Source organism: Nocardioides sp. zg-1308 (assembly GCF_013155375.1).
In the GTDB taxonomy this organism is placed as follows: Bacteria; Actinomycetota; Actinomycetes; order Propionibacteriales; family Nocardioidaceae; genus Nocardioides; species Nocardioides renjunii.
Genome location: NZ_JABJQY010000005.1, coordinates 464119 through 477190, shown reverse-complemented (window position 1 = coordinate 477190; position 13072 = coordinate 464119). Strand labels below are relative to the sequence as shown.

Annotated in this window: 11 protein-coding genes; 1 reads left to right on the top strand and 10 read right to left on the bottom strand. The window is 73.1% G+C overall.

Going from position 1 to position 13072, the window contains the following annotated elements; all coding sequences use genetic code 11:
* Positions 1–357: 357 nt before the first annotated feature.
* The 9 genes from HN031_RS20960 to argC are packed head-to-tail and all read right to left on the bottom strand — an operon-like array spanning position 358 to position 9594.
* Positions 358–924: a DNA-3-methyladenine glycosylase gene (locus HN031_RS20960; RefSeq protein WP_172275071.1), complete on the bottom strand. Its 567-nt coding sequence runs from the start codon at positions 922–924 to the stop codon at positions 358–360.
* The gene (gene argH, locus HN031_RS20955) at positions 908–2350 is read right to left on the bottom strand and encodes an argininosuccinate lyase (RefSeq protein WP_172275068.1); all 1443 of its coding nucleotides are present in this window, start codon (positions 2348–2350) and stop codon (positions 908–910) included. Before argH ends, HN031_RS20960 begins: the two co-directional genes overlap by 17 nt.
* Positions 2350–3780, bottom strand: a complete 1431-nt coding sequence (gene argG / locus HN031_RS20950; RefSeq protein ID WP_172275066.1) for an argininosuccinate synthase — start codon at positions 3778–3780, stop codon at positions 2350–2352. Before argG ends, argH begins: the two co-directional genes overlap by 1 nt.
* Positions 3777–4364 carry an arginine repressor gene (locus tag HN031_RS20945; protein ID WP_172275063.1) on the bottom strand — a complete coding sequence of 196 codons (588 nt, stop codon included), beginning with the start codon at positions 4362–4364 and terminating at the stop codon, positions 3777–3779. The genes argG and HN031_RS20945 overlap by 4 nt, the downstream gene beginning before the upstream one ends.
* Complete coding sequence (gene argF / locus HN031_RS20940) at positions 4340–5266, bottom strand: ornithine carbamoyltransferase (RefSeq protein ID WP_172275060.1); 927 nt, start codon at positions 5264–5266, stop codon at positions 4340–4342. Before argF ends, HN031_RS20945 begins: the two co-directional genes overlap by 25 nt.
* Entirely contained in the window at positions 5263–6471 is a 1209-nt protein-coding gene (locus tag HN031_RS20935) for an acetylornithine transaminase (protein WP_172275057.1), read from the bottom strand. The genes argF and HN031_RS20935 overlap by 4 nt, the downstream gene beginning before the upstream one ends.
* The gene (gene argB, locus HN031_RS20930) at positions 6468–7418 is read right to left on the bottom strand and encodes an acetylglutamate kinase (RefSeq protein WP_172275055.1); all 951 of its coding nucleotides are present in this window, start codon (positions 7416–7418) and stop codon (positions 6468–6470) included. The genes HN031_RS20935 and argB overlap by 4 nt, the downstream gene beginning before the upstream one ends.
* Positions 7415–8566, bottom strand: coding sequence for a bifunctional glutamate N-acetyltransferase/amino-acid acetyltransferase ArgJ (argJ, locus tag HN031_RS20925; protein ID WP_172275052.1), 1152 nt, complete (start codon positions 8564–8566; stop codon positions 7415–7417). The genes argB and argJ overlap by 4 nt, the downstream gene beginning before the upstream one ends.
* Complete coding sequence (argC, locus tag HN031_RS20920) at positions 8566–9594, bottom strand: N-acetyl-gamma-glutamyl-phosphate reductase (RefSeq protein WP_172275050.1); 1029 nt, start codon at positions 9592–9594, stop codon at positions 8566–8568. The genes argJ and argC overlap by 1 nt, the downstream gene beginning before the upstream one ends.
* Positions 9595–9686: 92 nt before the next feature.
* Here argC and HN031_RS20915 point away from each other — a divergent pair, with 92 nt between their 5' ends.
* Positions 9687–10490, top strand: a complete 804-nt coding sequence (locus HN031_RS20915; RefSeq protein ID WP_172275047.1) for a maleylpyruvate isomerase family mycothiol-dependent enzyme — start codon at positions 9687–9689, stop codon at positions 10488–10490.
* 88 nt (positions 10491–10578) lie between these two features.
* Here the strand turns inward: HN031_RS20915 and pheT are convergent, their stop codons facing one another.
* Positions 10579–13065: a phenylalanine--tRNA ligase subunit beta gene (pheT, locus tag HN031_RS20910; RefSeq protein WP_172275044.1), complete on the bottom strand. Its 2487-nt coding sequence runs from the start codon at positions 13063–13065 to the stop codon at positions 10579–10581.
* Positions 13066–13072 lie beyond the last annotated feature (7 nt).

Below are 13072 nucleotides of genomic sequence, written 5' to 3'. Positions count from 1 at the left end.
AAGAAACCGCGACACCATCAACCAACCCACCCAAAGGCAAGCCAGCCAACAACGTCAACGGGGCATAACAAACTAATTCGTCGACTAATCAAACACACTGTTGAGTTCTCAAGAATCAGACGCACCCGTTCCTCGCCGGCCTGGCCGGTCTGGTCGCGGGGCAACCTGAGCAAACTTACCGGGCGCCAGGCTCACCGTCAAACTCATGAGCCTTGCACTTCGGTGTGGTCGCAGCTGGTCTCCGCTTCATCTGACCTTCTGGCCAGGAGGCGGCGCCGCTTGCGGCGACAGGAAGAACATTAGACCCTCCTCGGCGACCATGCAAAACCGGGGTGGCCATGAAGGCATATCCGCAGGTCAGCGGCGCGCCGGACGCCGCGGGGCCGCCGGGCGGTACGTGCTGACGGTGCGATCACCGCTCACCCAGAACCGCCACGGACGGTCCGCCGCATGGCGCAGGCCGACCCGCGGGCCGGTGCTGATCTGCTCCGGAGGTTCCCCCGCCGCCAGCTCGGGGACGATCCCGTTGTCGGTGAGGTCGATGCCGAGGGCCTGGCACAGACGGGCCGGACCTCTGGCCAGGTCGCGGTCGGTGCTGCCGGGGCGGCGCTCGCGGGCGAGGTCGGTGCCGGCGACGACCTCGCCGGCTCGCAGCAGCACGGCACCCGGGTCGCCGTCGGGGCCGGTGACCAGGTTGGCGCAGTGGTGCATGCCGTAGACGAAGTAGACGTACAACCGTCCCGACGGGCCGAACATCACGGCGTTGCGTGCGGTCCGGCCGCGGAAGGCGTGGGAGCCGGGGTCCTGGGGACCGGCGTACGCCTCGACCTCTGTGAGGCGCACCGAGACGCCGCGGTGGGTGAGCACCGCGCCGAGGAGCCGCGGGGCGACCTCGAGCGGGTCGCCCTCAGCCCAGGCGGGCACGGTGGGCGGCGCTCGCGGCGCGGAGCTCGTCGAGCTGCTCGCGGACCCGGACGGGCGCGGTCCCCCCGCGGCCGGACCGGGACCCGACCGATCCTTCCACGGTCAGGACCGAGCGCACCTCGGGCGTCAACGACGGCGAGACGGCGGCCAGCTGCTCGTCCGTCAGATCGGGCAAATCGCAGCCGAGCTCCTCGCAACGGCGTACGCACGCACCCGCCACCTCGTGGGCGTCGCGGAACGGTACGCCCTCACGGACCAGCCACTCGGCGACGTCGGTCGCCAGGGAGAAGCCCTGCGGGGCCAGCTCGGCCATCCGGTCGCCGTCGAAGACCAGGGTGGCGACCATCCCGGTCACCGCCGGCAGGAGCACCTCGAGGGTCTGGACCGAGTCGAAGACGGGCTCCTTGTCCTCCTGCAGGTCGCGGTTGTAGGCGAGCGGGAGCCCCTTGAGCGTGGCCATCAGCCCGGACAGGTTGCCGATGAGCCGACCGGCCTTCCCGCGCGCCAGCTCTGCGATGTCGGGGTTCTTCTTCTGCGGCATGATGCTCGAGCCCGTCGACCACGAGTCGTGCAGCGTGGCGAAGCCGAACTCGCGCGTGGTCCACAGGATGACGTCCTCGGCGAGCCGTGACAGGTCGACGCCGACCTGCGCGGTGACGTAGGCGAACTCCGCGGCGAAGTCGCGCGCAGCCGTCCCGTCGATCGAGTTCGCGGACGAGCCGGAGAACCCGAGCTCGGCGGCGACGGCGACGGGGTCCAGGCCGAGGGTCTGCCCGGCGAGGGCGCCCGAGCCGTAGGGCGAGTCACCGGCCACGCGGGCGTCCCAGTCGCGCAGCCGCCCGACGTCACGCACCAGCGGCCAGGCGTGCGCGAGCAGGTGGTGCGCGAGCAGCACGGGCTGGGCGTGCTGGAGGTGGGTGCGCCCCGGCATGACCACGTCGAGGTGGCCGGCCGCCTGCTCGGCCAGCACGTCGACCAGGTCGAGGAGCAGTCCGGAGACGGTGCGGGCGTGGTCGCGCAGGTAGACCCGGAACAGCGTCGCGACCTGGTCGTTGCGCGAGCGTCCGGCGCGCAGCCGACCGCCCACCTCGGTGCCGACCTCCTCGAGGAGCAGCCGCTCGAGGGCGCCGTGGACGTCCTCGTCGGTGTCGGCGGGGTGCAGCTCGCCGGCGGCGTACCGCTCCCCCAGCACCGAGAGTCCCCGCAGCAGCTCGCCGTGGTCGGCGTCGCTCAGCAGCCCGGCCCGGTGCAGCGCGTTGGCGTGCGCCCGCGAGCCGGCGAGGTCGTACGGCGTGAGCTGCCAGTCGAAGTGCGTCGACCGCGACAGCGCCTGCAGCTCGGGCGACGGGCCGCTCGCGAAGCGGCCGCCCCACAGGGAGCCCTCGTTGGTGGTGCCGGACCCGGTCGGCGGCGGTGCGTCGGCCATCAGTCGTTCCCGACGTCCATCGCGGCGTGGTCGAGCGCCTCGTCGTCGAGGGAGTCGCCGTCACCGGCGCGGGCGATGCGGTCCGCTCCCCCGGGCTCGATCTCGCCGAACAGGTTGCCGTTCTCGACCAGGACGTGGCCCTGGTCCTGCGGCTGCGTGGCGTAGAGCTCCAGCTTGCTGCGCGAGTCGGCGATGTCGAGGTTGCGCATCGTGAGCTGCCCGATCCGGTCGGTCGGCCCGAACACGGCGTTGTCGGTGCGCTCCATGGACAGCTTGTCAGGGTGGTAGGAGAACGCCGGCCCGTCGGTGGCGAGCACGGTGTAGTCCTCGCCGCGGCGGAGCCGGAGGGTGACCTCGCCGGTGACGAGCGAGGCGACCCAGCGCTGGATGGCCTCCCGCATCATCAGCGCCTGCGGGTCGAGCCAGCGGCCCTCGTAGAGCAGGCGGCCGAGCCGGCGGCCCTCGTAGTGGTAGTTGGCGATGGTGTCCTCGTTGTGGACCGCGTTGAGCAGCCGCTCGTAGGCGATCCACAGCAGTGCCATGCCGGGGGCCTCGTAGATGCCGCGGGACTTGGCCTCGATGATGCGGTTCTCGATCTGGTCGGACATCCCCAGACCGTGGCGCCCGCCCACCTCGTTGGCGCGCAGCACCAGCTGCACCGCGTCGGCGTACGTCTCGCCGTTGATGGCGACGGGGCGGCCCTGGTCGAACCGGATGGTGACGTCCTCGGTCTCGATCTCGACCGTCGGGTCCCAGAACTTGACGCCCATGATCGGCTCCACGGTCTCGAGCGAGACGTCGAGGTGCTCGAGGGTCTTCGCCTCGTGGGTCGCGCCCCAGATGTTGGCGTCGGTGGAGTAGGCCTTCTCCTGGCTGTCGCGGTAGGGCAGGTCGCGCTCGGTCAGCCAGGCGCTCATCTCGTGCCGCCCGCCGAGCTCCTGCACGAAGTCGGCGTCGAGCCACGGCTTGTAGATGCGCAGCTCGGGGTTGGCGAGGAGGCCGTAGCGGTAGAACCGCTCGATGTCGTTGCCCTTGAACGTCGAGCCGTCGCCCCAGATGTCCACGCCGTCGTCGTGCATCGCGCGCACCAGCATCATCCCGGTGACGGCCCGGCCCAGCGGCGTGGTGTTGAAGTAGGCGCGTCCGCCGGAGCGGATGTGGAAGGCACCGCACGCGAGCGCCGCCAGGCCCTCCTCGACCAGCGAGGCGCGGCAGTCGACGGCGCGGGCCAGCTCGGCGCCGTACTGCAGGGCCCGCGACGGCACGCCGGAGATGTCGGGCTCGTCGTACTGGCCGATGTCGGCGGTGTAGGTGCACGGCACCGCCCCCTTGGCGCGCATCCACGCGACCGCCACGGAGGTGTCGAGGCCGCCGGAGAACGCGATGCCGACGCGCTCGCCGACGGGGAGGGAGGTGAGGACCTTGCTCACAGGGATTCCTTCTCTGCTGGGGTGGCTGCCGCGGGGGTGCTGGAGCCGGGGGCGTGGTGCGGGTCGTTGGCGAGGTCGAGGAACCGCTGGGCCAGCGCGTTGCCGCCGGCCGGGTCGCGACCGACGACCAGGAGCGTGTCGTCGCCGGCGATCGTGCCCAGGATGTCGCCGAGGTCGGCCTTGTCGAAGGCGCTGGCCAGGAACTGCGCGGCGCCGGGCGGCGTACGGAGCACGACGAGGTTGGCGCTGGCCTCGGCGCTGACGAGGAGGTCGGCGCACAGCCGGGCCAGCCGGTCGCGGCCGGCGGCGCTGTCGCGGGGTGCGGAGACGGTGCGGTCGCCGCCCTCCCCCGGCACGGCGTAGACGAGCGCGCCGTCGGCGCCGCGCACCTTGACGGCGTCGAGCTCGACGAGGTCGCGGCTCAGCGTGGCCTGGGTCACGCGAACGCCGTGGGCGGCGAGCAGGTCGGCCAGCTCGGTCTGCGAGCGCACCGGGTGGGCGGTGACGATGTCGATGATCCGCTGGTGGCGGGCGCTCTTGGTCAGCGGCGTCACGGCGGTCACGGCGACCGCTCCAGCAGCCACGTGAGCACCGCCTTCTGGGCGTGCCGGCGGTTCTCCGCCTCGTCCCAGACGACCGACTGCGGGCCCTCGATGACGGCCTCGGAGATCTCCTTGCCGCGGTAGGCCGGCAGGCAGTGCATGACGATGGCCTCCGGGTCGGCGTGGCTGAGGAGCTCCTCGGTGACACCGTAGGGCGGGAAGATCCGCAGCCGCTCCTGCGACTCCTCCTCGCGGCCCATGCTCACCCACGAGTCGGTGACGACCACGTCCGCCCCCTTGACCGCCTCGACGGGGTCGACGGTCAGCTCGACGGACCCTCCGGTGTCCTGCGCCACGGCACGGGCGTCGGCGACGACGGCGGCGTCGGGGACGTAGCCCTCGGGCGCGCCGACCACGACGTGCAGGCCCGCGGCCGCTCCGGCCAGGACCCACGAGTTGCCCATGTTGCAGGCCCCGTCCCCGACGAACGCGACGCGGACCCCGGCGAGCCGGCCCTTGTGCTCGCGCACGGTCTGCAGGTCGGCGAGGAGCTGGCAGGGGTGGAACTCGTCGGTCAGCGCGTTGAGGACGGGTACGCCGGCGTGCTCGGCCATGGTCACCACGTCGCTCTGGTGGGCGGTGCGCCACACGACGGCGGCCGCCTGCCGGCCGAGGATGCGGGCGACGTCCTCGACGCCTTCGCGCGAGCCCATCGCGGCGAGGCCGCCGTCGACGGTCATCGGGTTGCCGCCGAGCTCGGCGATGCCGGCCGCGAAGGACACCTGGGTGCGCAGCGTCGGCCGGTCGAAGACGAGCGCCACGGTCCGGGGTCCGGCGAGCGGCTTGTGGTCGAAGGGCGCGGCCTTCATCGCAGCCGCCAGGTCGAGGACCTCGAGCAGCTCGGCGGGCGACAGGTCGTCGTCGCGGAGGAAGTGGCGGGTCATGGGCGGGTCTCCTGGGTCTCCTGGTGCAGGCCGGCGACCGTGCGCGCGGTGTGGAGGACGGCGGGCAGGGCGGCGGCGAGGACGTCGAGGTCGTCGCTGGTGATGACCAGCGGCGGCACGAAGCGCAGCCGCGAGGGCCCGGTGGCGTTGAGGATGAGGCCCGCGTCCCGGCCCGCGGCCACCGCCTGGGCGGCGTAGGGGCCGTCGAGCTCGGCGCCGCGCATCAGGCCGGCCCCGGTGACCTCCACGACGCCCGACTGCGCGGCGAGCAGTGCGGCGAGCTGGTCGCCGCGGGCCCGGGTGGCGGCGAGCAGGTCGTCGGAGCCGATCGTCCGCAGCACGGCGAGCGCCGCCGCGGACGCGACCGGGTTCCCGCCGAAGGTCGTGCCGTGGTTGCCGGGCTGGAGCAGCGTCGCGGCGGCGCCGCGCGCGACCGTGGCGCCGATCGGGATGCCCCCGCCGAGGCCCTTGGCGAGCGTGACGACGTCGGGCTCGACGCCGTCGAGCAGCTGGTGGGCGAACCACGCGCCGGTGCGTCCGATGCCGGTCTGCACCTCGTCGAGCCAGAACAGGGCACCGTGGTCGTGCGCCACCTGCTGGGCGGCGGCGAGGTAGCCCGCGGAGGGGACCACGACCCCGGCCTCGCCCTGGATCGGCTCGAGCACGACGGCCGCGACGGTGTCGTCCACAGCGGCCTCGAGCGCGGCGACGTCGTCGTAGGGCACGAACGTGACGTCGCCGGGCAGCGGCTCGAAGGGCTCCCGGTAGGCCGCCTTGGAGGTGAGCGACAGCGCACCCATCGTGCGCCCGTGGAACGAGCCCTCCGCGGCGACCAGTCGGGTCCGGCCGGTGCGCCGGGTGAGCTTGAGCGCGGCCTCGTTGGCCTCGGCGCCGGAGTTGCTGAGGAACACCCGGGCGTCGGTCCAGCCGAGCAGGTCGAGCAGCGTCTCGGCCAGGCTGACCTGCGGCTCGGTCGCGAAGAAGTTCGAGACGTGGCCGAGCGTCGAGAGCTGGGTGGTCACCGCCTCGACCAGCGCGGGGTGGGCGTGGCCGAGGGCGTTGACGGCGATCCCGCCGAGCAGGTCGACGTACTCCCTGCCGTCGGTGTCCCAGACGCGAGCACCGGCGCCGCGCGCGAGTGCGAGGGCGGGCGTCCCGAAGGTGTTCATGACGGAGCCGGTGTAGCGCTCCTGCAGGTCGCTCATGCCTCGTCCTCCGTCGGGTAGGGCTTGCGCATCCGCGTCGGGACGCCGGGCAGCACCTGGGTGCCGACGCCCTCGTCGGTGAAGATCTCCAGCAGCACCGCGTGGGGCTCGCGGCCGTCGACCACCGTGGCCCGCGGCACTCCCCCGGTGACGGCCTCGTAGCAGGCGCGCATCTTGGGGACCATGCCCGCGTCGAGGGTGGGCAGCATCTCGCCGAGCGCCTCGGGGCTGATCTCCTGGATCAGGTCGTCGGAGTTGCCGTAGTCGCGGTAGAGGCCCTCGACGTCGGTGAGCACGAGGAGCTTCTCCGCACCGAGCGCGATGGCGAGGGCGGCGGCCGCGGTGTCGGCGTTGACGTTGTGCACGACGCCGTTGACGTCGGGGGCGACGGAGCTGACGACGGGCACGCGGCCGGCCTCGATGAGGTCGAGCACCGCCTCGGGGCGGACCTCGGCGACCTCGCCGACGAGGCCGAGGTCGACCTCCTCGCCGTCGACCACAGTGTTGGCCGGCTCGGCGGTGAAGAGGCCCGCGTCCTCGCCGGAGAGCCCCACGGCCAGGGCGCCGTGCTGGTTGACGAGACCGACCAGCTCGCGCTGGACCTGGCCGACGAGGACCATGCGGACGACGTCCATCGCCTCGGGGGTGGTGACGCGCAGGCCGCCGCGGAACTCCGACTCGATGCCGAGCCGGTCGAGCATGCGGGAGATCTGCGGGCCGCCCCCGTGCACGACCACCGGCTTGAAGCCGGCGAAGCGCAGGAAGGCGATGTCCTCGGCGAACGCGACCTTGAGGGACTCGTCGGTCATCGCGTTGCCGCCGTACTTCACCACGATCGTCTGGCCGTGGTAGCGCTTGAGCCACGGCAGGGCGGCCGCCAGGGTCCGGGCCTTGGCGGGGTCGGGGCGGCGGGGGCTCGAGGTCGTCTCGGGGGTCGGTGTCGTCATGAGCTGTAGGCGCTGTTCTCGTGGACGTAGGCGTGGGTGAGGTCGTTGGTCCAGACGGTGGCGCGGGCGTCGCCGGACTTGAGGTCGATCGTCACGCTGACCTCGCGGGCGCTGAGATCCACGGACGCCGGGTCCTCGGCCGGGGTGGACTCGCGGCACACCCAGACGCCGTTCATGGCGACGTCGAGGTCGGCGGGGTCGAACTGCGCCGAGGTGGTGCCGATGCTGGCCAGCACGCGGCCCCAGTTGGGGTCCTGGCCGAAGATCGCGGCCTTGAAGAGGTTGCTGCGCGCGACGCTGCGGCTCACCTCGACCGCCTCGTCCTCGGACGCCGCGTGGAGCGTGGTGATGGCGATCTCGTGGTCGGCGCCCTCGGCGTCGGCGAGCAGCTGCATCGCGAGGTCGGTGCAGGCCTGGGTGAGGGCGGCCGTGAAGTCCTCCGGGGTGGGTGTGATGCCGCTGGCGCCGCTGGCCATGACGGTGACGGTGTCGTTGGTCGACATGCAGCCGTCGGAGTCGAGGCGGTCGAAGCTGACGCGCGTCGCCGCCCGCAGGGCCGTGTCGAGCTCGGGCGCCGGCACCACCGCGTCGGTGGTGAGCACGACCAGCATCGTGGCGAGCTGCGGTGCGAGCATGCCCGCGCCCTTGGCCATGCCGCCGATCGACCAGCCGGCGCCCTCGACCACGACGTTCTTGCTGACCGAGTCGGTGGTCATGATCGCGCGGGCCGCCTCGGCTCCCCCGTCGGCCGACAGGGCGGCGGTGGCCGCCTCGACTCCGGCGAGCAGCTGCTCGCGGTCGTTGGCGAGGCCGATGAGGCCGGTGGAGCACACGACGACGTCGATGGCGCCGACGCCCAGGCCGGCGGCCACCTTCTCGGCGACCGCGTGGGTGGTCTGGAAGCCGTCGGGGCCGGTGTAGCAGTTGGCGCCGCCGGAGTTGAGCACGACGGCCTTGACGACGCCGTCCTTGACGACCTCCTGGCTCCACAGCACCGGGTTGGCCTTGCAGCGGTTGGCGGTGAAGACGGTGGCGGAGTCGGAGGTCGGGCCCTCGTTGACGACGAGGGCGAGGTCGGGGGCGCCGGTGGACTTGAGGCCGGCAGCGACGCCGGCGGCGGTGAAGCCGGAGGGGTGGGTGACACTCATCAGGGAGCGAGTCCGATCGTGGAGAGCCCCGTGGCCTCGTCGAGGCCCAGGGCGAGGTTCATGCACTGGACGGCGGCGCCGGCGGTGCCCTTGGCCAGGTTGTCGACCACGGCCACCGCCACGAGTCGTCGTACGCGCTCGTCGACGGCCACCTGCACCTGCACGGCGTTGGAGCCGAGCACCGACTGGGTCTGCGGCCACTGGCCCTCCGGCAGCACGTGGACGAAGGGCTCGTCGGCGTAGGCCGCGGCGTAGGCGTCGCGGACCGCACCCGGCGTCACTCCGTCGAGGAGGGGCGCCTGGACGGTGGCGAGGATGCCGCGGGACATCGGCACGAGGAGCGGCGTGAAGCCGACCGCGACCGGGGCTCCGTGGACGGCGCTGAGGTTCTGCACGATCTCGGGCGTGTGGCGGTGGGTGCCGCCGACGCCGTAGGCGCTGGCGTTGCCCATCACCTCGCTGCCGAGGAGGTGCGGCTTGGCGGCCTTGCCGGCGCCGCTGGTGCCGGACGCGGCCACGACGGTGACGTCCGGCTCCACGAGCCCGGCGCCGAGGGCCGGAGCAACGGCCAGGGTCGAGACGGTGGGGTAGCAGCCGGGGACGGCGATGCGCCGGGCGCCGCGCAGCCGGTCGCGCTGGCCGGGCAGCTCGGGCAGGCCGTAGGGCCAGGAGCCGGCGTGGTCACCGCCGTAGAACGCGCTCCACTCCCCCGGGTCGGTGAGCCGGAAGTCCGCTCCGCAGTCGATGACCACGGTGTCCTCGCCGAGGGCCTGTGCGATGGCGGCGGACTGGCCGTGCGGCAGCGCCAGGAGGACCACGTCGTGCCCGGCGAGGTTCTCGACCGTGGTGTCGGCGAGGACGGTGTCCGCGAGCGGGACCAGGTGCGGTTGGAGCGTGCCGAGCCGCTCACCGGCGTTGGAGCCGGCGGTGAGGGTCCCGATCTCGGCGTCGGGGTGCCCCAGGAGCAGGCGCAGGGCCTCACCTCCTGCGTAACCGCTGGCTCCGGCGACGGCGACTGATACGGACATGTGCATGACTATACAGACCTGTGCATGTCGTGCGGAATCGCCGCGCCCGAAAGAGGAAGCGGTCCGTCCGGGTCCTGCCCTACCGTTCGTGCGTGCCCCGACTGACTGCCGATGCCTACCTCGACCACCTCCGCTCCGAGTCAGCGCGCTTCCGCGACGTGCTCGCCGCGTGCGACCCCGCCGCCCGCGTCCCGGCGTGCCCCGACTGGGACGCCGCCGACCTGCTGTGGCACCTCGCGACCGTGCAGCGCTGGTGGGCAGAGGTGGTGACGGCACGCCCCACCCAGCCGAAGGAGGTCGAGCCGCCCCGCCCCGCGACGTACGACGAGCTGCTCGCCACCTACGACGAGTGGTCCCGCCACCTGGCCGAGGTGCTGGTGGGCGCCGACCCCGCCGACGAGGCGTGGAACTGGTCCTCCGACCACACGGTCGGGTTCATCCTCCGGCGACAGGCCCACGAGGCCCTGGTGCACCGGGTCGACGCCGAGCAGACGGCCGGGCTCCCGAGCGAGCTCGACCCGGTGCTCGCCGCCGACGGCGTCCACGAGTGCCTCGACGTGATGTACGGCGGGATGCCGCCTTGGGGCACCTGGGAGGCCGGCGAGGGACTGGTGCGCGTCGACGTCACCGACACCGGCGAGGAGCTCTGGCTCCGCTTCGGCATGTTCGCGGGCACCGACCCGGACAGCGGCACGACCTACGCCGACGAGGAGGACTTCCACGTCGTGCCGGCACCCACCGACGTGGACCTCGAGCCGGACGTGGTCGTCGACGGGACGGCGCAGGACCTGGAGCTCTGGCTGTGGAACCGCGGCGACGACGCCGGCATCTCGGTCGCCGGCGACCAGGCGACCTACGCACGCTTCCGCGCGATCGTGGAGTCGCCGATCAACTGATCGCAGGCACGGAGCGCAACCGGCGACACAGAGGAGCCCCGGGCCGCACCTGGCGGCCCGGGGCTCGTCGGTCGTGAGCGGCGCGTCGTCAGGCGCGCTGGACGGCGCCCGTCCGCTCGGCGGCGAGCGCCACAGCCGCGTCGCGGGCGGCGGCCGCCTCACCCTCCTTGAGCGTGCGGTCCGGGGCCCGGAAACGCAGGGCGTACGCGAGGGACTTGCGGCCGGCGCCGACCTGGTCCCCCGTGTAGACGTCGAAGAGCCGGATCGACTCCAGCAGCTCGCCCGCACCCTCGCGCAGCGCGGCCTCCACCTCGGCGGCCGGCGTGGCGTCGTCGACCACGAGGGCGACGTCCTCCTTGGCGACGGGGTAGGACGAGAACGTCGGGGCCTGCCGCAGGTGGACCGCTCGGGCGATCAGGAGGTCGAGGTCGACCTCCGCCGCGACCGTTCGCCGGGGCAGCCCGAAGGCCTCGCACACCCGCGGGTGCACCTCGCCCGCGTGACCGACGACCTCGCCGTCGACGCTGAGCTCCGCACAGCGCCCGGGGTGCCACGGCGCGAGCTCGACCGGCGCCGCGGCGACCTCGAGACCGAGCGCGTCGGCGACCGAGCGGACCGCCTCGACGGCGTCGGACCACGAGACCGGTCGGCCCTGACCCCACCAGCCTCCGGCGACCGCGTCGCCCGCGGCCACGACCGCGAGGTGGAGCGGCTGGGCAGGGAGCGCGGCGTCGAGCGCAGCCAGCTCCTCGTCGGTAGGGCGCCGGTCCACCGGCAGGATCGGCGCGGGTCCCGCGTGCGTCGGCAGCGTCACGGTGCCGGTCTCGAACACCGCGACGTCCGCCGTGCCGTGGCCGACGTTGCGGCCTGCCGCCCGGAGCACGCCCGGCAGGAGGGTCGTGGTCATGTAGCCGGCCTCGGCGTTGAGCGGGTTGGAGAGCCGGAGCACGTCGCGGCGCGGGTCCTCGGGTGCGAGCCCGAGCGCGTCGAGGTCGGTCTCGCCCACGAACGGGAAGCTCACCACCTCGACGTAGCCCTCACCGGCCAGCGTGCGGCCGACCCGGCGGCCCAGCTGCTGGGCGCGGGTGAGACCGCGCCCGGACGGGGGCGTCGGCAGCACCGACGGCACCTGGTCGTAGCCGACGAGCCGGATGACCTCCTCGGAGAAGTCCTGCGCGTCGGTGAGGTCGGGTCGCCATGGCGGAGGCGTGACGGACAGCGTCCCCGTGCCGGACACGTCGCAGCCCACAGCGCGCAGGCACTCGATGCTGCGCTCCTCCGTGATCGGCATGCCGGACACGCGTGCCGCGAGGTCGCCGGGCACCTGGACGGTGGGCATCGCCGGCGGGGTGCCGACGACGGTCACGCCCGGGTCGGCCACCGCGCCGCCGTGCTCGACGAGGAGCTCCACGACCTGGTCGGCCGCGGCCTCGCAGATCGTCGGGTCGACGCCGCGCTCGTTGCGCTTGCCGGCCTCGGAGGTGATCTTGTGGCGGCGCCCGGTGCGAAACATCGACACGGCGTCCCAGTGGGCGGCCTCGACGAGGATCGAGGTGGTGGAGCCGGACATCTCGGTCGTCTCCCCACCCATCACGCCGCCGAGGCCGATGATCCCGGAGTCGTCGGTGACCACGAGGTCCTGCGGGTCGAGGGCGCGGTCGGTGCCGTCGAGGGTGGTCAGCCGCTCTCCGTCGAGCGCACGGCGTACGACGAGCGGGCCGCGCACCTTGTCCGCGTCGTAGCCGTGGATCGGACGACCGGTCTCGAGCATGACGTAGTTGGTGACGTCGACGGCCAGGGAGATCGGGCGCATGCCCGCCGCGGTGATCCGCTGGACGATGTGGTCCGGCGTGGGGGCGGTGGGGTCGAAGCCGCTGACACGGCGGGCCACGAAGACGGGGCAGCCCTCGGCGTCCTCGACGACGACCGGGTGGCCGTCACCGTTCGCGGCCGGCGTGTCCCGGACGGCGGGGTCGCGGAAGCCGCTCGCACCCTCGACCGAGACCAGCACCTCGCGGGCGATGCCGCGGACCGACAGGGCGTAGGCCCGGTCGGGGTTGATCTCGAGCTCGACGACCTCCTCGTCGAGGCCGAGGACCGGGCGGACGTCCTGACCGGGCTCACCGGCGTCGGCGGGCAGCACGATGATGCCGTCGTGGTCCTCGCCGAGGCCCAGCTCGCGGGCCGAGCAGATCATCCCGGCCGACACGTGCCCGTAGGTCTTGCGGGCGCTGATCTCGAAGCCGCCGGGCAGCACGCCACCGGGCAGCACGGTGACGACCAGGTCGCCGGCAGCGAAGTTGTGGGCCCCGCAGACGATGCCCTGCGGCTCACCGGTGCCGTTGGCGTCACCGACGTCGACGGTGCACCAGTTGATGGTCTTGCCATTCTTCTGCGGCTCGGGCTCCATCGTCAGCACGCGGCCGATGACGAGCGGCCCGGTGATCTCACGACCGGGGCTCTCGACGGCCTCGAGCTTGAGCCCGGTCAGCGTCAGCCGGTCGGTGATCTCGTCGGTCGTCGTGCCGGCGGGCACGTCGACGTGGTCCAGGAACCAGGACAGGGGTGCCTTCATGTCGCTG

Bases quoted from the DNA above. Each gene is read 5' to 3' on its own strand.
- argB (WP_172275055.1), bottom strand. From the start codon at position 7,418: ATGACGACACCGACCCCCGAGACGACCTCGAGCCCCCGCCGCCCCGAC.
- HN031_RS20935 (WP_172275057.1), bottom strand. From the start codon at position 6,471: ATGAGCGACCTGCAGGAGCGCTACACCGGCTCCGTCATGAACACCTTC.
- argF (WP_172275060.1), bottom strand. From the start codon at position 5,266: ATGACCCGCCACTTCCTCCGCGACGACGACCTGTCGCCCGCCGAGCTG.
- argC (WP_172275050.1), bottom strand. From the start codon at position 9,594: ATGTCCGTATCAGTCGCCGTCGCCGGAGCCAGCGGTTACGCAGGAGGT.
- argJ (WP_172275052.1), bottom strand. From the start codon at position 8,566: ATGAGTGTCACCCACCCCTCCGGCTTCACCGCCGCCGGCGTCGCTGCC.
- pheT (WP_172275044.1), bottom strand. From the start codon at position 13,065: ATGAAGGCACCCCTGTCCTGGTTCCTGGACCACGTCGACGTGCCCGCC.
- argH (WP_172275068.1), bottom strand. From the start codon at position 2,350: ATGGCCGACGCACCGCCGCCGACCGGGTCCGGCACCACCAACGAGGGC.